The organism is Streptomyces sp. NPDC037301, assembly GCF_055602785.1.
Map to the genome: position 1 here is coordinate 1 of NZ_JBVJWD010000084.1, position 19,014 is coordinate 19,014.

At 73.9% G+C, this 19,014-nt stretch carries 2 protein-coding genes and 1 pseudogene; all 3 read right to left on the reverse strand.

Going from position 1 to position 19,014, the window contains the following annotated elements:
* A pseudogene (locus tag ACZ7IB_RS46125) lies at nucleotides 1-4,063 on the reverse strand (type I polyketide synthase); the annotation flags it as partial.
* A gap of 98 nt (nucleotides 4,064-4,161) precedes the next feature.
* Nucleotides 4,162-10,716 (reverse strand): SDR family NAD(P)-dependent oxidoreductase, encoded by a 6,555-nt coding sequence (locus ACZ7IB_RS46130; RefSeq protein ID WP_470921150.1) that lies wholly within the window; start codon nucleotides 10,714-10,716, stop codon nucleotides 4,162-4,164.
* Nucleotides 10,717-10,850: 134 nt separating this feature from the next.
* Complete coding sequence (locus ACZ7IB_RS46135) at nucleotides 10,851-19,001, reverse strand: type I polyketide synthase (RefSeq protein ID WP_470921152.1); 8,151 nt, start codon at nucleotides 18,999-19,001, stop codon at nucleotides 10,851-10,853.
* Nucleotides 19,002-19,014: the final 13 nt, after the last annotated feature.

The window sequence follows — 19,014 nt, forward strand, 5'->3', positions numbered from 1 at the left end:
GAACACCGACAGCCCCGCCATCGGTATCCACCAGCACGAAGCGGTCGGGGTGTTCGGACTGCACGGAGCGCAGGAAGCCGCGTACGGCGGCCTGCACCGGGTCGGGCAGGTCCTCGGGCGCGATGCCGACGGCGCCGCGGGTCAGCACGGCGAGCCTGGCCCGCGTGGGCGTCCCCGGGGCGAGCCACTCCTGGACACGGGCCAGCACGACGCCGGTCAGGGCGTGGGCCGCGGCCGGTACGTCGTCGCCGCCGGGCAGGTCCTGGGCGGTGCAGTCGATTAGCACCAACTCGGGGTCGTCGGCGATGACTTCGGCGAGCGGGGTGCCCGGGTGCCACGGGACGGTGAGGGGTGCGGCGGCGGTCGCGGGCCGCCAGGCGCCCCAGCGCGGGACGTACAGCGACCGGGTGGGGGCCGCCACGCGCACGTCGGCGGCGGAGAGCGGGCGCAGCACGAGCTCGTCCACGGAGGCGACGGGCGTGCCCGCGGCATCCGTGGCCAGCAGCCGTACGCCGTCGCCACCGGCCGCGGTCAGCCGGACGCGCAGCGAGGTGGCGCCGTCGGTCCAGGTCTGTACGCCGGACCAGGCGAACGGGAGGCGCACTGCGCCCTCGTCCCCGAACAGGCCGCCCAGGCCCATGGCGTGGAGGGCGGCGTCGAGGAGAGCGGGGTGGGCGAGGAAGTCGTCGGCGGCCGCCTCCTCGGGCAGGGCCACTTCGGCGAACACCTCGCCGCCGCGGCGCCAGACGGACTGCAGGCCCTGGAAAGCGGGGCCGTACTCGTAGCCGCGCTCGAACAGCGCGCCGTAGAAGTCGCCCATCTCGACGGGGGTGGCGCCAGCGGGCGGCCAGGCGCCCTGGAGGTCACCGAACTCCCCTGATTCCCGGGACTCTTCGGCCGTCAGGGTGGCGGTGGCGTGCCGGATCCACTCGGCGGGCTCCTCCTGGTCGGCGGTGCCGGTCCTGGAGTGGATCGTGGCGGTCCGCGCGCCGGACTCGTCGGCCTCGGCGACCTGGACCTGGAGGGTGACGCCGGTGTCCGCGGTGAGGGTGAGGGGGCGCTCCAGGGTGAGCTCCTGCACCCGGCCGCAGCCCCTCTCCCGGCCCGCGGCGAGCGCGAGTTCGAGGAAGGCGGTGCCGGGAAGGAGCACGGTCTCCAGGAGGACGTGGTCGGCCAGCCAGGGGTGCGTCGGCAGGGAGATCCTGCCCGTGAAGACGGCCGCGCCGGACTCGGCGGGGATCGTGGCAGCGGCGAGCAGCGGGTGGGTGACCGGGTCGAGCCCGATGCCCGCGGCGTCCCCGGTGCTGGCGGGACCCTCCATCCAGAAACGGCGCCGCTGGAACGGATACGTCGGCAGCTCGGCCGCATCGGTCGGGCCGGCCGGGGTCGCGGTGGCGGCCGCGCCGTCCAGGAAGGTGTCCCAGGAGATGGCGGCGCCGCAGGTCCACAGGGTGGCGGCGGCGCGGGTCAGGGCGGTGCTCTCGTCCTGGTCTCGGCGGAGCGTCCCCGAGACGACCACGTCGTCGTGGCCCGCCGCGGCCGCGAGGTCCTCGATGGCGGGGGCGATCACCGGGTGCGGGCTGATCTCGACGAACGTGTCGATGCCGCGGTCGAGGAGGGCGGTGACCGTCTCGGCGAACCGCACGGGCTCGCGCAGGTTCCGGTACCAGTACTGCGCGTCGGCACGGCCCCCGGCGAGGGGCTGCACGGTCACCGACGAGTACATCGGTACGGACCCGGCGCGGGGCGCGATGGGTCCGGCGACCTGGAGGAGCCGGTCGCGGATGCTTTCGACGTGCGGGGTGTGGGATGCGTAGTCGACCGGGATGGTGCGGGCACGGACGCCCGCGGCCCCGGCGGCCTCGGAGACCTCGGCGAGCACCTCGGGGGCGCCGGCGACGACGGTCGCGCCAGGGCCGTTGACGGCGGCCACCCACACGCCGTCGCGTCCGCCGAGGAGTTCGGCGGCGCGCTCGGCGGAGGCGGCCAGGGAGACCATGCCGCCCTGCCCCGCGAGGTCCTCGGCGATGGTGCGGCTGCGCAGCGCGACCAGGCGCGCCCCGTCCTCAAGGGAGAGGATGCCGGCGGCGCAGGCGGCGGCGATCTCGCCCTGGGAGTGTCCCACCACGACATCGGGCGTGACGCCCGCGGCCTGCCAGACCTTGGCGAGGGAGACCATGACGGCCCACAGGGTGGGCTGCACCACGTCGACGCGCTTGAGGGCCTGTTCGTCGCCGAGGACGTCGAGCAACCGCCAGTCGGCGTGCGGCGCCAGTGCGTCGGCGCACTCGCGCATGGCCTCGGCGAAGACCGGCGAGGACTTGAGGAGTCCGGTGGCCATGCCGGTCCACTGGGAGCCCTGGCCGGGGAAGACGAACGCGACCTTGGCGCCGGGGCGTGCGGTGCCGTGCACCAGGCCGGGCGCCTCCGCCGTGCCGTCGGCGAGCGAGGCAAGGGCCGCGGGGCGCTCGTCGCCGAAGACGACGGCGCGGTGGGTGAAGGAGGCGCGGGTGCGGACAAGGGCAGCGGCGACGGCGTCCGCGTCGGGGGCGCCCGCGTCGGCGAGGAAGGTGCGCAGCCTGCCGCCCTGGTCGTACAGCGCGGCGGCGTTCTTGGCGGACAGCGGCCAGGGAGCGGGGACGCCGGTGAGCACCGGGATCGCCGCGTCGCCCGCGGACGGCTCCTCGGCCTCCGGCTCCTCGGCCTCGGGGGCCTGTTCGAGGATGACGTGGGCGTTGGTTCCGCTGATGCCGAACGAGGACACCGCTGCACGCCGCGGCCTGCCCGTCTCGGGCCAGGCGACGGCCTCGGTCACCAGCTCGACGGCGCCCGCCGTCCAGTCGACGTGCGGGGTGGGCTCGTCCACGTTCAGGGTGGGCGGCACCACGCCGTGCTGCAGGGCGAGCACCATCTTGATGACGCCCGCGATACCGGCCGCCGACTGCGTGTGGCCGATGTTGGACTTCACCGAGCCGAGCAGCAGCGGGCGGCCTTCGGGACGGTCCTGGCCGTACGTGGCGAGGAGCGCCTGGGCCTCGATCGGGTCGCCCAGGGTCGTGCCGGTGCCGTGCGCCTCCAGGGCGTCGATGTCGGACGCGGCGAGCCCCGCGTTGGCGAGCGCCGAGCGGATGACCCGCTGCTGGGAGGGACCGTTGGGCGCGGTCAGGCCGTTCGAGGCGCCGTCCTGGTTGACTGCGGAGCCGCGGATGACGGACAGGACGCGGTGGCCGTTGCGGCGCGCGTCCGAGAGCCGCTCGACGAGCAACACGCCGACGCCCTCGCCCCAGGCGGTGCCGTCGGCCGCGGCCGCGAACGCCTTGACGAGGCCGTCCTGGGAAAGCCCGCGCTGCTTGCTGAACTCGGTGAAGGCGGCCGGCGTCGACATCACCATCACGCCGCCCACCACGGCCAGCGAGCTCTCCTTGGTGCGCAGCGACTGCGCCGCGAGATGCAGCGCGGTCAGCGAGGAGGAACAGGCGGTGTCGACGGTGACGGCGGGCCCCTCGAACCCGTACGTGTAGGAGAGGCGGCCGGAGAAGATGCTGGAGGCGTTGCCGGTCAGCAGGTAGCCCTCACTGTCCTGCGTGGTGCCCACGTTCGAGCCGTAGCCGGACAGGACGCCGCCGACGAAGACCCCCGCGCTCTCGCCGCGCAGCGTGCCCGGGTCGATCCCGGCCCGCTCGAACGCCTCCCAGGAGGCCTCCATGAGCACCCGCTGCTGCGGGTCCATGGCGAGGGCCTCGCGCGGGGATATCTCGAAGAACTCGGCGTCGAAGTCCGCGGCGCCGTCGATGAATCCGCCCTTGCGGATGTACGAGCTGCGCGGGCGCAGCCCCTCCGGGTCGTAGAGGGCCCCCAGGTCCCACCCGCGGTCCGCGGGGAAGTCCGCGATGCCCACGCGCCCTTCGGCGACCAGCTCCCACAGGTCCTCGGGGGTCTGCACCCCACCAGGGAACCGGCAGCTCATGCCGATGACGGCGAGCGGCTCACGGGCGGCCTCCTCGACGGCGCGCAGCCGTGCGTAGGAGTCGCGGGCGTCGGCAACCGCCTGCTTCAGGTACTCGCGGAGCTTCTGCTCGTTCGACATCCATTCCTCTTCCGGTCCAGCAAATACAGTCAGCAGGTGGATTCACATGGCGGGCGGCGTGACCCGCCTGCCGGTCAGCTGGACCATGGCCTGTTGTCCATGAGCTCGAACAGTTCCGCGTCGGTCACGTCGGCCAGGCTGACCGCGTCGCCCACGGCCTCGCTCCCGGTCCACTTCGCGAGCACCGCCCGCAGCCGCACGGTGAGGTTCGCGCGCCTTGGGTCGTCCTCGGTGACCTCGTCGAGCAGCGCCTCCAGGGCGGAGAGCTGGCTCGCGGCGAGCGCGGCCGGGTCGATCTCCGGGAGCAGCTGCCGCTTGAGGTGGGCTGCGACGGCCGCGGGCGTGGGGTGGTCGAACAGCAGGGTGACCGAGAGCCGCAGACCGGTGGCGGCGTTGAGCCGGTTACGCAGCTCGACGGTGGTGAGCGAGTCGAAGCCGAGGTTCTTGAACGGCCGCTCAGCGCCCACGATCTCGGTGTCGTCGTGGCCGAGGACGACCGAGGCCTGCCGGCGCACCTCCTCGGTGAGTAGCTCCTCGCACTCCTTCGGGGACAGCCGCGCCAGGCGTTCGGCGAGCCCGCCGCCCGCCCCGGTGTCCGCGGCGGCGGTGGACGCCGTCCGCTTGGCGGGGGCCTTGACCAGGCCGCGCAGCAGGGGCGCGACGTCGCCGGTGAACCTGGAGGGGTCCAGCTGCACGGGGACGGTGTGGGTGTGGTTGTCGCCGGTGGCGGCGTCGAAGAGGGCGAGACCGTCGGCGGTGGACAGGGCGCGTACACCGGTACGTGCCATCCGGTCGAGGTCGGCCTTGTCGAGCTCGCCGGTGATCCCGCTGGCCTGCGCCCACAGCCCCCAGGACAGGGACTGTGCGGGCAGTCCGAGGCGGCGGCGGCGGTGCGCGAGGCCATCCAGGAAGGCGTTGGCCGCGGCGTAGTTGGCCTGGCCGGGCGCGCCGAACACTCCGGAGGCGGAGGAGAACAACGCGAAGAGGGCGAGGTCCTTGCCGCGGGTGAGCTCGTGCAGGTGCCAGGCGGCGTCGGCCTTGGGGCGCAGCACCGTGTCGAACCGCTCGCGGTTCAGAGCCGTGATCACTCCGTCGTCGATGACGCCCGCGGCGTGCACCACGCCCCGCAGGTCTTCGATGCCGTCCAACAGACGTGCGAGGTCGGCGCGTTCGGCGGCGTCGCAGGCCACGACGCGGGCGGTGGCGCCGAGTTCGGCGAGCTCCGCGACGAGTTCGGCGGCGCCGGGCGCCTCGGGGCCGCGGCGGCTGGTGAGCACCAGGTCCGTGACGCCGTACCGCTCGGCCAGGTGCCGGGCCACGGAGGCGCCGATGGAGCCGGTGCCGCCGGTGACCAGGACGGTGCCGTCCAGGGTCGCCGTGGGAATGGTGAGGGCGACCTTGCCGACGTGCTTGGCCTGGCTGAGGTAGCGGAAGGCCTCGGGCGCCCGGCGGGCGTCCCAGGTGGTCACCGGCAGCGGGGAGAGCACGCCTTCCTCGAAGAGCTGAGCGAGGTGGGTGAGCATCTCGCCGATGCGCCCGGCGCCCGCCTCACCGAGGTCGAAGGAGCGGTAAAACGTGCCGGGCCAGGAGGTGTTGACGGCCTCCGGCTCACGGATGTCGGTCTTGCCCATCTCGATGAACCGGCCCTCGGGGACCAGGAGGTCGAGCGAGGCGTCGGTGAACTCCCGTGCCAGGCAGTTGAGGACGACGTCGACGCCCCGGCCGCCGCTTGCGGCGCGGAAGGTCTCGGCGAAGTCCAGGGTGCGCGAGGAGGCGAGGCGTTCGGCGGGGATGCCGGAGGCGCGCACGGTCGGCCACTTGGGCTCGCTGGCGGTGGCGTACACCTCGATGCCCCAGTGGCGTGCGAGCTGGACGGCGGCCATGCCGACGCCGCCGGCCGCGGCGTGGACGAGCAGCGACTCGCCCTCCTTGACGCGGGCGAGGTCCTGCAGCGCGTAGTAGGCGGTGAGGAACACGGTGGGCACGGCGGCGGCCTGGGCGAACGACCAGCCGGTGGGGATCGGCGCGATGGTGCGGGCGTCGGTGACGGCCAGCGGTCCCGCGTACGAGCCGGACAGCAGGCCCATGACGCGGTCGCCGACACAAACGCCGGTGACGCCGGGGCCGACCTCGGTGACGAAGCCCGCGCCCTCGGAGCCGAAGGCCATCTCGGTGAAGGACTTGGCGACGTCGACCACGCCGAGGGCGAGCAGGACGTCGCGGAAGTTCACGCCGGTCGCCCGGACCTCGACGCGCACCTGGCCGTCGGCCAGCGGCGCCTCGGCCTGCGGGCACGACACGAGCCGCAGCCCTTCGAGGGTGCCGCTGCCGTCCACGTCGAGGCTCCACGCGCCGTCGGCGGGCGGGGCGAGGGTGTCGGCGGGCACCACGCGGGCGAGCCGGGGCACCAGCGGGGCGCCCGCGCGCACCACGCTCTCCGTCTCCCCCGCGGCCACGGCGGCGGTGATTGTGGCGGGCAGGGCGGCGGCCGAGCGGGCGTCGCTGTCCAGGTCGATCTGGACGATCCTGCCGGGGTTCTCGGAGCAGGCCGAGCGCACCAGGCCGCGGACCGCGGAGTGCACCGGGTCGGTGCTGTCGCCGGGCACGGCGGCGGCTCCGCCACGGGTGACGACCGCGAGGGTGGCGGTCTCGGTCTCCTCGGCGGCGAGCCAGGCCTGCAGCGCGTCGAGGACGGCGCCGGTCACCTCGCGGGTGGCGGCCACGGTGTCGTCGCCTCCCGCGGGCACGGGCAGCAGCACCACGCCGGGCAGTTCCTCGCCGGTGCGTACGGCCTCCTGGAGCGCGGCGAGGTCGGCGAACCGGACGGCTCCCTCGGCGCCTTCGGCGAGGTCGCCCGCGCCCCCGAGCACGGCCGGGCTCTGCCCGGACTGTGCGGGGGCCTCGGGCAACGTGACCCAGTCGAGGCGGAACAGGCCGTCCACGCGCGGCCGTTCGCGGATGTCGGCGGCAGCCACGGGCCGCGAGGTGAGCTCGTCGATGGTGAGCACGGGCAGACCCGCGGAGTCGGTCATCGTCAGGGACAGGGAGCTGGCACCGTTCGGGGTGAGCCGGACGCGGGCCGTGGTGGCTCCGGTGGCGTGCAGGCGTACCCCACCGAAGGAGAACGGCAGCCTCGGCTCGACGCCGCTCTCCTGGTCGAGGGCGGTGGCGATCTGGCTGTGCAGGGCCGCGTCGACCAGCGCCGGGTGCACGCCGAAGCCGGCTGCGTCCGCGCCGCCCCGCTCGTCCAGGGCGACCTCGGCGAAGAGTTCGTCGCCGCGCCGCCACAGGGCGCGCAGCCCCTGGAAGACGGGACCGTAGGCGTAGCCCCACTCGGTCAGCCGTTCGTACAGGCCCTCGACGGGCACCGGCGTCGCGTCGGCCGGCGGCCAGGCGGACTGCTCGGCCACGGGCGCGGCGGCGGGCTCCGCGGTCAGGGTGCCACTGGCGTGGCCCGTCCACTCCTGCGCGCCACCGTCGGCACCGGCGGCGCGGGAGAAGATCCGCACCTGGCGGGCACCGGCCTGGTCGGCCTCGCCGACGGTGACCTGGACGTCGACGCCAGGTCCTTCGGCGGCCAGGGCCAGCGGACTTTCCAGGATGAGTTCGGCGATCTGGTCACAGCCCGCGTACTCGCCCGCGCGCAGAGCGAGTTCGACCAGAGCGGTACCGGGCACGAGGACACGGCCGAGGACCTGGTGGTCGGCGAGCCAGGGGTGGGTGCGGGTGGAGATCCTGCCGGTGAGTACGTAGCGGTCGCCGTCGGCGGCCTCGACGCCCGCGGACAGCAGCGGGTGCCCCACGTGGGAGAGCCCGGCGCCGGAGACGTCGGCCGCGCCGCCGGTACCCGCGGAGAGCCAGTAGCGGCGGCGCTGGAAGGCGTAGGTGGGCAGGTCGACGACGTCGGTGGCGTCGGTGGCGTACACCGCGTCCCAGTCGACGTGGACACCGCCGGTCCACAGCTGAGCCAGGGAGGTCAGGAGCCTGCGGGTGCCGCCGTCGTTCCTGCGCAGGGTGCCGGTGACGGTGGCGGAGCGGGCGCCTGCCGGCTGGTTCGCGACCGTGTCCTGGACCGCGGTCATCAGGACCGGGTGCGGGCTGACCTCCACGAAGGCGGTGTTGCCCTCGTCCAGGAGCAGCTGGATGGTCTCGTGGAAGCGGACGGGCTCGCGCAGGTTGCGGTACCAGTACTCGGCGTCGAGCGTCTCGCCGGGCACGGGCGCGGCGCTGACGGTCGAGTACATCGGTGTGTCCCCGGCGCGCGGGGCGACCGGCGCGGCAAGGTCGAGGAGCTGCTCGCGCACCCGCTCGGTGTGCGGGGTGTGGGACGCGTACTCGATGCCGACCTTCCGCGGCCGCAGCCCGGCGGCCTCGGCCTCGGCGTTCACCTCGGCGAGCGCGTCGAGGTCGCCGGCCACGACGGTGGACTCGGGGCCGTTGGCCGAGGCGATCCACACTCCGGCCCGGCCCCCGATGAGCGCGGCGGCCTGCTCGGGCGTCGCGGAGAGCGAGTACATGGCGCCCTTGCCCGACAGGTGCTCGTTGAACACCCGGCTGCGCAGGGCCACGAGGCGGGCGCCGTCCGCCAGCGACAGCGCACCGGCCGCGCAGGCGGCGGCGATCTCGCCCTGCGAGTGGCCGACGACAGCGGCGGGCACGACGCCCAGGGAGCGCCACAGCCGCGCGAGGGAGACCATGACGGACCACAGCACGGGCTGGACGACGTCGTCGCGCTCCAGCTTCTCGCCGCTTCGCAGCAGTTCGACCGGGTCCCAGTCGAGGTGCTGAGCCAGCGCGTCGGCGCACTCGCGCATGGCCTCGGCGAACACCGGGGACGCGGCCATGAGGTCGATGGCCATGCCCGCCCACTGGGAACCCTGGCCGGGGAAGACGAACACCACCTTCGCATCGGACGAGGCAGCCTCGCCCGTCCTGACGTGCGCGGAGGTCTCCTGCCCGGCGACGGCATCGAGACCGGAGAGCAGCCCGTCCCGGTCCCCCGACAGAATGACGGCACGGTGCCGCAGCGCGGTGCGGTGCAGGGCGAGCGCGCGGCCGGTGCCGAGGATGTCTGCGGCGGTGTCGGCGGCGACCTCGCACAGCCGGGCGGCCTGTTCGCGCAGCGCACGGGGGGTGTGGCCCGAGATGACCCACGGCACGGTGGCGCCGTCCGCGGCGAGCGGCGCGGGGGTCTCGGAGGGTATTCCGGCGGAATCGGCCTCGGCAACTTCGTCCTCGAACTGCTCCAGGATCACGTGGGCGTTGGTGCCGCTCACGCCGAACGCGGAGATGCCCGCGCGGCGCGGCTGCCCGGTGCTCGGCCAGTCGGTGGCCTCAGTGACGAGGCGGACGTCGCCCGTTTTCCAGTCGACGTGCGGGGTGGGCTCGTCCACGTTCAGGGTGGGCGGCACGATGCCGTGCTGGAGGGCGAGCACGGTCTTGATGACGCTGGCCACGCCCGCGGCGGCCGCCGTGTGGCCGATGTTGGACTTCACGGAACCGAGCAGCAGCGGGCGGCCTTCGGGGCGGTCCTGGCCGTACGTGGCGAGCAGTGCCTGGGCCTCGATCGGGTCGCCGAGCGTGGTGCCGGTGCCGTGCGCCTCGACGACGTCGACCTCGGCGGCCGCCAGACGGGCGTTGCCGAGCGCCTGGCGGATGACGCGCTGCTGCGCGGGGCCGTTGGGCGCGGTCAGGCCGTTGGACGCGCCGTCCTGGTTGACGGCGGAGCCGCGCAGCACGGCAAGGACGCGGTGGCCGTTGCGGCGCGCGTCCGAGAGCCGCTCGGCGAGCAACACGCCGACGCCCTCGCCCCAGGCGGTGCCGTCGGCCGCGGCCGCGAACGCCTTGACGCGGCCGTCGGAGGCGAGGCCCTGCTGCTTGGTGAACTCGGTGAACATGCTGGGCGTCGACATGATCGTCACGCCGCCCGCGAGGGCCATCGTGCACTCGCCCTTGCGCAGCGCGTGCGCGGCCAGGTGCAGCGCGACCAGGGAGGACGAGCAGGCCGTGTCGACGGTGAGCGCCGGGCCCTCGAAGCCGAAGGTATAGGCGATGCGGCCGGAGGCGACGCTCGCGGCGTTGCCGATGCCCATGAAACCGGCCAGCTCGGACTGGTTGTTGCCGAGCATCAAGGTGGCGTAGTCCTGGCCGTTGGTGCCGACGAACACACCGGTCCTGCTGCCGCGCAGCGCCCTGGAGTCGAGCCCGGCCCGCTCGATGGCCTCCCAGGAAGTCTCCAAGAGGAGGCGCTGCTGCGGATCCATGGCGAGGGCCTCGCGCGGCGAGATCCCGAAGAAGTCCGCGTCGAAGTCAGGGGCGTCGTGCAGGAACGCGGCGGCGCGGGTGGCCGATCCTGCCTCCTGACCGGGACCGCCCTCGAAGAGCGCGGCCAGGTCCCAGCCGCGGTCCGTGGGAAACTCGCTGACGCCATCGGCCCCTTGGACCACCAGCTTCCACAGCTCCTCGGGGGAGCCGACGCCGCCGGGGAACCGGCAGCCCATCCCCACGATGGCGATGGGCTCCCGCTCGGCGTCCTCGACCTCGCGCAGTCGGCCGCGGACCTTGTGCAGGTCGGCGGTGACCCGCTTGAGGTAGTCGAGAGTCTTGTCCTCATCCATGGTGGATCCCATTCGTGTGTCTCGCCGCCTTACGCCTTGCCGCTCGCCACTCGTGCGCGCGGTTCCGCCGGGGTGCGCCGGCTCGTTCGTGCTCAGGGGCCTGCCGTCGTGCGCTGGCCCGTTCGTGTTTCCCGGACTGCTGTGGTTCACAGGCCGAGCTCGTTCTCGATGAAGTCGAAGACCTCGTCGCGCGACGCGGACCGCAGGTGCTCGGCCGCCGCCTCGCGGGGCGCGTCCGAGGACCAGCGCTCCGCCAGGGCCGTCAGCCTGGCCAGGACGTCCGGCGAGGGGGCGGCCTGGGCCGCGACCGCGGCGAGCCTTCCCTCAAGACGGTCGATCTCGGCGAGCACGGACTTATCCGACAGTTCGCCCTCGCCCAGTTCGGAGCGCAGGTGCTCCGCGAGTTCGGCCGGGGTGGGGTAGTCGAAGATCGAGGTGGCCGACACGGCGAGCCCGGTGGCCTCGGTCAGCCGGTTGCGGAATTCGACCGCCGCGAGCGAGTCGAAGCCCACGTCGCGGAACGGCTTGTCCGCCTCGATCGCCGCGATCCCCGTGTGTCCGAGCACGGCCGCCGCATGTGTGCGCACCAGCTCGGTCAGCGCCTGCTGCCGGTCGGCGCCGGAGAGCCCGGAAAGGCGTCGGACGAGCTCGTCGGCGCCGTCCTCGGCGGGCTCGGCCGGTGCCTGCGCCCGCAGGGCCTCGGGAATGTCGGACAGCAGGGTGCTGGGCCGCGTCGAGGTGTACGACAGGGCGAACTTCTCCCACTCGACGTCGGCCACCGTCAGGCAGGTCACCCGCTGGTCGATCGCGTGCCGGAGCAGGGTCAGCGCAGTGTCCGGTGCGAGCGCCCGCACGCCGCGTCGGCGCAGGTGCGCCTCGGCGTCGCCCTGGGCCGCCATGCCGCCCTCGCTCCACGGCCCCCACGCCACCGAGGTGGCGACGGCGCCGCGCGCCCTGCGCCGTTCGGCGAGCGCGTCGAGGTAGGCGTTGGCGGCTCCGTAGGCGCCCTGTCCGGCACCGCCCCAGACGCCGGCCGTGGAGGAGAACAGCACGAACGTGTCCAGCTCGGTGTCGGCGAAGGCTTCGTCGAGGTGGCGTGCGCCGTCGGCCTTGCCCGCGCTGATGGCGGTCACGTCGTGCGCTTGTGTCTCGTCGATGCGGCTGGACTGGGCGACGCCCGCGGTGTGCAGCACCGACGTGACGCGAACACCGTCGGCGGCGAGCTCGCCGAGCAGCGCGTCCAGCGCGCCCCGGTCGGCGACGTCGCACGCGGCGATGGTCACCATGGCTCCCAGGCCGGTCAGTTCGGCTTCCAGGGCTGCGGCCTCGGGAGCCTGGCGGCCCCTGCGGCTGGTCAGCACCAGGTGCTCCACGCCCGAGCGCGCCAGCCAGCGGGCCACGTGGGCGCCCAGGGCGCCGGTGCCGCCGGTGACCAGGGCCGTGCCGCGCGGGGTCCAGCCCACGCCGTCCACCGTGACCGCGAGGGGGGCGCGCCGCAGCCGCCGGGCGAGGAGTCCGCCGACGCGCAGCGCCACCTGGTCCTCGCCGGTGGTCCCGGCCAGGACGGCGCCCAGCCGTGCGGTGTCCCGCGCCCCGAACTCCTCGGGCAGGTCGATGAGACCGCCCCAGCGCTCCGGGTGCTCCAGCGCGGCCACGCGGCCGAGGCCCCAGACCTGCGCCTGGCCCGGCCTGGTCTCCTCAGCGGCGACGGCGACGGCGCCCTGGGTGACGCACCACAGGGGTGCCGGCACGTCCGCCTCGCCCAGGGCGCGCACCAGCGCGTGGGTGGCGGCCAGCGGCCAGGCGTCGCCCTGGCCCTCCGCCAGCGCGAGGAGGGACAGCACTCCGCGCACGGGCGTGTCCGCGACCACGGCACGGAGCCGCTCGGCGAGGGCGCCGGGGTTCGTGGCGCCCTCGAGGTCGGCGGAGACGTCCACGGTCACGACATCGAGGCCCTGCCGCTCCAGCGTCGCGACACACTCGGCGGCCGCCGTGCCACCCGCGGTGATCTTCAGCCAGGTGCCGGTCGGCTGTGCGGCCGGTTCGGCGAGGGGACGCCAGTTCACGTCGTAGCAGAGCTCGCCGAGGTCCGAACGCTCCTTGGACCTGCGGCGCCAGTCGGCGAGGACCGGCAGGATCTCCCGCAGCGGCGCCTGCCGCTCCTCCTCGTCGACACCCAGGGTGCGGGCCAGGACCTCCATGTCCTCGCCCTCCACCGCGGACCAGAAGGCCTGGTCGAGCTCGGAGGTGTGCTCCTCACCGGTGGCGGCGGGGGCGTCCAGCCAGTAGCGCTGCCGGTTGAAGGCGTACGTGGGCAACGCGACCCGGCGTCCGGGACGCAGCACCGGCCACGACACCGGGATGCCGCGAGTATGCAGACGCGCCAGCCCCTGAACGAACGACGCCAGCTCACCCTGCCCCACCCGCACCGAAGGAACCGCGACCACACCTTCACCACGGCCCTGCACCAGACCGGAGAGCACCGCTTCGGGACCGACCTCGACGAACTCGGTCACACCCCGCCCGACCAGGCACTCCACACCATCCCCGAACCGCACGGCCTCCCGGACATGACGCACCCAGTACTCGACCGAAGCCAACTCGCCCGCCTCCGCCACCAAACCGGTCACATTCGACACCACAGCAATGCCCGGCTCGCTGAAGGACACCTCGCGCAACACCGCCGCGAACTCCTCCAGCACCGGCTCCACCAACGGCGAATGGAACGCCCGGCTCACCCGCAGCTTCCGAGTGCGGCACCCGGCAGCCCGTGCCAGCCCCGCCACCCTCCCGACCGCCACCTCGGCACCCGAAACGACCACCGAAGACGGGCCGTTGACCGCACCCAGCGACACCGAGCCACCCACCCCGGCCCCGGCAATCCACCCGAGAACCTGCTCCTCGGACGCCTCCAGCGACACCATCACACCACCCGCGGGCAACGCCTGCATCAAACGGCCGCGGGCAGCCACCACCCGCACCGCATCCTCAAGCGACCAGACACCCGCCACATACGCGGCAGCCAACTCACCCACCGAATGTCCCATCACATAATCAGGACGCACCCCACACCGCTCCAACAACCGGAACAGCGCCACCTCAAAAGCGAACAGACCCGTCTGCGTGTACACCGTCTCATCGATCAGAGCCGCGGTGTCCGAACCCTCCTCGGCCCACAACACCTCACGCAACGGCACCTCCAACAACCCGTCAAAAGCACCGCACACCTCCTCGAACACCTCACCGAACCCCGGCAGAGACACCAGCTCACGCCCCATACCCACCCGCTGAGACCCCTGACCCGAAAACACCAGGGCCAGGGAGCGACCCGACTTCGCGCGGTCCAGGACGGTGTGCGGAGCGTGCTCGCCGGAGATGACGGCGTCGAGGCCGCGCAGGAGCTCCTGGCGGGTGTGGCCCGTGACCACGGCGCGGTGCTCCATGGCGGACCGTGCGGAGAGCAGCGACCAGGCGACGTCCGCGTCGGACGCCTCCGCCACGGCTGCGGACTCCCGCAGCCGCGCGGCCTGCCCGCGCAGCCCGGCGGCGGAGCGTGCGGAGAGTACCCAGGGCACGACGGCACCCGCGGCCTCCTCCGACGGCTCGACAGCAGAAACATCCCCGGGCACAGCCGGCTGATCGGCCGGCGCCTGCTCCAGAACCACATGCGCGTTCGTACCGCTGATACCGAACGAGGAGACGGCGGCCCGGCGCGGACGCCCGGTCTCCGGCCACGCACGGCTCTCGGTGACCAGCTCCACCGCTCCCGCCGACCAGTCCACATGCGGCGTCGGCTCGTCCACATGCAGCGTCTTCGGCACCACACCGTGCCGCATCGCCTCGACCATCTTGATGATCCCGCCGACACCTGCGGCTGCCTGCGTGTGACCGAAGTTGGACTTCAACGAGCCCATCAGGAGCGGCTGTTCGCCGGCGCGGTCCTGGCCGTAGGTGGCGAGGACCGCCTGGGCCTCGATGGGGTCGCCGAGCGAGGTTCCGGTGCCGTGTGCCTCGACGACGTCGACCTCGGCGGCCGTCATGCCCGCACTGGCCAGCGCCTGACGGATCACCCGCTGCTGCGAGGGGCCGTTGGGCGCGGTCAGACCGTTGGACGCGCCGTCCTGGTTGAGGGCGGAGCCACGCACCACGGCGAGCACCTCGTGCCCGTTGCGCCGCGCGTCCGACAACCGCTCCACCAGGAGCAAGCCCACGCCCTCCGACCAAGTGGTGCCGTCGGCACCAGCCGCGAAGGACTTGCAGCGGCCGTCGGGCGCCAGGCCCTGCTGGCGGCTGAACTCGACGAAGGAGTCCGGGGTCGCCATGACGGCGACCCCGCCGGCCACAGCCAGGGTGCACTCACCCTGCCGCAGCGCCTGCACCGCCTGGTGCAGCGCCACCAGCGACGACGAGCACGCCGTGTCCACCGTCACCGCAGGACCCTCGAACCCGAACGTGTACGAGACACGGCCAGTCGCGATGCTGCCGGTGTTGCCGTTGCCGAGGAAGCCCGCGACCTCCTCGGGGACGGAGTGCAGCCGGGCGGCGTAGTCGTGGTACATGAGCCCGGCGAACACACCGACCCTGCTGCCGCGCACGGCTGCGGGGTCGATGTGCGCGTACTCGAATGCCTCCCAGGTGGTCTCCAGGAGGAGCCGCTGCTGCGGGTCCATGGCGAGGGCCTCGCGCGGCGAGATCCCGAAGAACTCGGGGTCGAAATCGGCGGCGTCGTGCAGGAATCCGCCCTCACCGACATAGCTGGTGTTGGCGCGCCGGCCGTCCCGGTCGACGAGTTCGCGCACGTTCCAGCCGCGGTCCTCGGGGAACGGCGTGACACCGTCCCTGCCCTCGGCGACCAACTGCCACAGCTCCTCGGGCGTGCGGACGCCGCCGGGGTAGCGGCAGCTCATGCCGATGATGGCGATCAGGTCGTCGTCGCCGGACGCCGCCGGCGCCACGAGGGCCGGGGCTGCTGCGTCGGCTTCGTCGCCGACGAGTTCGGCGCGCAGGTGGCGGGCGAGCGCCGCCGGCGTCGGGTAGTCGAAGACGAGGGTGGCGGGCAACCGCACCCCGGTGGCCGTGGCGAGCTGGTTGCGCAGGTCCACCGCGGTCAGCGAGTCGAATCCGAGCTCGGAGAAGGCCCGGTCGGACTCCAGGTCGCTGTCGGGCGCGTAGCCGAGTGCGGCGGTGACGTGCCGCAGCACCAGCTGCAGCAGCGCCTCCTCGCGGGCGGCGGCGGACAGCGCGCGCAGCCGGTGGCGGAGCCCGCCGGTGGGCTCGGCGCCTGTGGCCCGCCGGGAGGTGGTGCGGACGAGGCCGCGCATCACCGGGGGGATTCCGGCGGCCTCGCCGCGGACGGCGGCCGGGTCGAACGCCATCGGGACGAGCACCGGTTCGCCCGCGGCGAGCGCCGCGTCGAACAGCGTGAGGCCGTCCTCGATGGACAGGGCCGACATGCCGCCGCGGGAGGCGCGGGCGAGGTCCTGCTCGCTCATGACGCCCGACATGGTGCTGCGCTGCTCCCACAGGCCCCAGGCCAGCGCGTGCGCGGTGAGCCCCTGGGCCCTGCGGTGCTCGGACAGGGCGTTGAGGAAGGTGTTGGCCGCGGCGTAGTTGGCCTGGCCGGCCGCGCCGAGGATGCCGGCCGCGGAGGAGAACAGGACGAAGAAGTCCAGGTCCGCGGTGAGTTCGTGCAGGTTCCATGCAGCCTGCGACTTGGGCCGCAGCACGGTGTCGACCCGATCGGGGGTCAGCGAGGAGATGACCCCGTCGTCCACGACGCCCGCGGAGTGGACCACGCCGCGCAGTGGACGGCCGGCAGGGATGTCCCCGAGGACGGCGGCCAGGCTGTCCCGGTCCGCCACGTCGCAGGCGGCGACCGTGGTCTCGGCGCCGAGCCCGGCGAGTTCGGCCACCAGCTCCTGCGCGCCCGCGGCCTGCAGGCCCTGGCGGCCGAGCAGCAGCAGATGGCGTACGCCGTGCTCGCCCGCCAGGTGACGGGCCACGGCACTGCCGAGGACGCCGGTGCCGCCGGTGATGAGGACGGTCCCGTTCGGGTCCCAGACCGGCGCCTCCTCGTCCTCGGTCTGCTCGGCGGGGGCGGCCGGGACCACGCGGGCAAGTCGGGGTGCCCACAACGCGCCGTCGCGGAGCGCCAGTTCGGGTTCGCCCGCCGCGAGGGCGGTCCGGACGGCTGGCACCAGGAGCGCTGCCGTGCCATCGGCGGGATCGGCCGGAAGGTCGAACTGCACCATACGGTCAGGGTGTTCGGACTGGGCCGAGCGCAGCAGACCGCGGGCCGCGGCGTGCGCCGGGTCGGGGCCCTGCCCGTCGGTGGCCGCCGCCGCGAGGGTCGCCGCGTTGCGGGTGAGCAGCACCAACCGGGACGGGGCGAACCTGTCGTCGTCGAGCCAGGCCTGCGCCGTCTCCAGCGCCCAGACTGTGGCCGCCTTCGTGGCCTCCGGTACGTCGGCCAAGGAGTCGGGGCAGGCGACGACGACGGTCTCCGGCACGGCGGTTCCCGCGTCGATCGCCGCGGCGAGGTCCGCGAGATTCCCGTACACCTCGCTGTCGGCGTCCGCGGCGCGGGTGAGCGCGGCGGCCTCGTCACCGATGACGGCCCAGGGGAGCCGGGAGGCGTCGCCTGCAACCGGGGGCAGCTCGGCCCAACCGGTGCGGTACAGCCAGTCGTTGTGGCCGCGCGCGGCGCGCAGCTGGCCGCCGGTGACCGGGCGCAGGACGAGTGTGTCGACGGAGGCCAGCGGCAGCCCGGCACCGTCGGTCATGGTGACCGTGACACCGCCGGTACCCGCCGGGGCGAGACTGACGCGCACGGCGGCCGCACCCGTGGCGTACAGGCACACGCCTTCCCAGGCGAACGGCAGGCCTCGCGGCGGCTCGCTGTCGCCGGAGCCCTCCAGCAGGGACACGCCGTGCAAGGCCGCGTCGAGCACCGCGGGGTGCAGGCAGAAGTCGCCCGCGTCGCCCGCGTCGCCGCCCTCGGGCAGCCGCACCTCGGCGAACACCTCGGAGCCGCGGCGCCATGCCGCCGTGAGCCCCTGGAAGCTGGGGCCGTAGGCGAAGCCACCCTCTCTCATCGTGTCGTAGAGGCCGTCCACCTCGACGGGTACGGCGCCCTCCGGCGGCCACACCTGGGATGCGGGGAGCGGCCCGGGTGCCGCCTGCGCCGGGGACAGCACACCGGTGGCGTGGGTGACCCAGGCTCCGGCGTCGCCGGTCCTCGCGTGCACCGCGAAGGAGCGGCGTCCTTCCTCGTCCGCGTCGCCCGCCGTCAGCTGGACCCGCGCGGTGACACCTTCGGGAAGCACCAGCGGGGCGTGCAGCGTAAGTTCCTCGACGCCGGCGCAGCCGACCTCGTCGCCGGCCCGCAGCGCCATCTCGACGAAGCCCGCACCGGGGAAGAGCACGGTGCCGAGCACCGCGTGGTCGGCCAGCCAGGGCAGCTCCGCCAGCGAGAGCCTGCCGGTGAGGAGCACGCCGTCGCCCTCGGCCAGGCCGACCCTGGCGCCGAGCAGCGGGTGTCCTGTGGTTTCGAGGCCCACGGACCCGATGGCCGCGTCCACACCGGCCGGCGCGGAGCGCCGGGGCCAGTAGCGCTGCCGGTTGAAGGCGTACGTGGGCAACGCGACCCGGCGTCCGGGACGCAGCACCGGCCACGACACCGGGATGCCGCGAGTATGCAGACGCGCCAGCCCCTGGACGAACGACGCCAGCTCACCCTGCCCCACCCGCACCGAAGGAACCGCGACCACACCTTCACCACGGCCCTGCACCAGACCGGAGAGCACCGCTTCGGGACCGACCTCGACGAACTCGGTCACACCCCGCCCGACCAGGCACTCCACACCATCCCCGAACCGCACGGCCTCCCGGACATGACGCACCCAGTACTCGACCGAAGCCAACTCGCCCGCCTCCGCCACCAAACCGGTCACATTCGACACCACAGCAACGCCCGGCTCGCTGAAGGACACCTCGCGCAACACCGCCGCGAACTCCTCCAGCACCGGCTCCACCAACGGCGAATGGAACGCCCGGCTCACCCGCAGCTTCCGAGTGCGGCACCCGGCAGCCCGTGCCAGCCCCGCCACCCTCCCGACCGCCACCTCGGCACCCGAAACGACCACCGAAGACGGGCCGTTGACCGCACCCAGCGACACCGAGCCACCCACCCCGGCCCCGGCAATCCACCCGAGAGCCTGCTCCTCGGACGCCTCCAGCGACACCATCACACCACCCGCGGGCAACGCCTGCATCAAACGGCCGCGGGCAGCCACCACCCGCACCGCATCC

Excerpts from the sequence above, each read along its gene's own strand:
- ACZ7IB_RS46130 (WP_470921150.1), bottom strand. The coding sequence starts at position 10,716 with ATGGGATCCACCATGGATGAGGACAAGACTCTCGACTACCTCAAGCGG.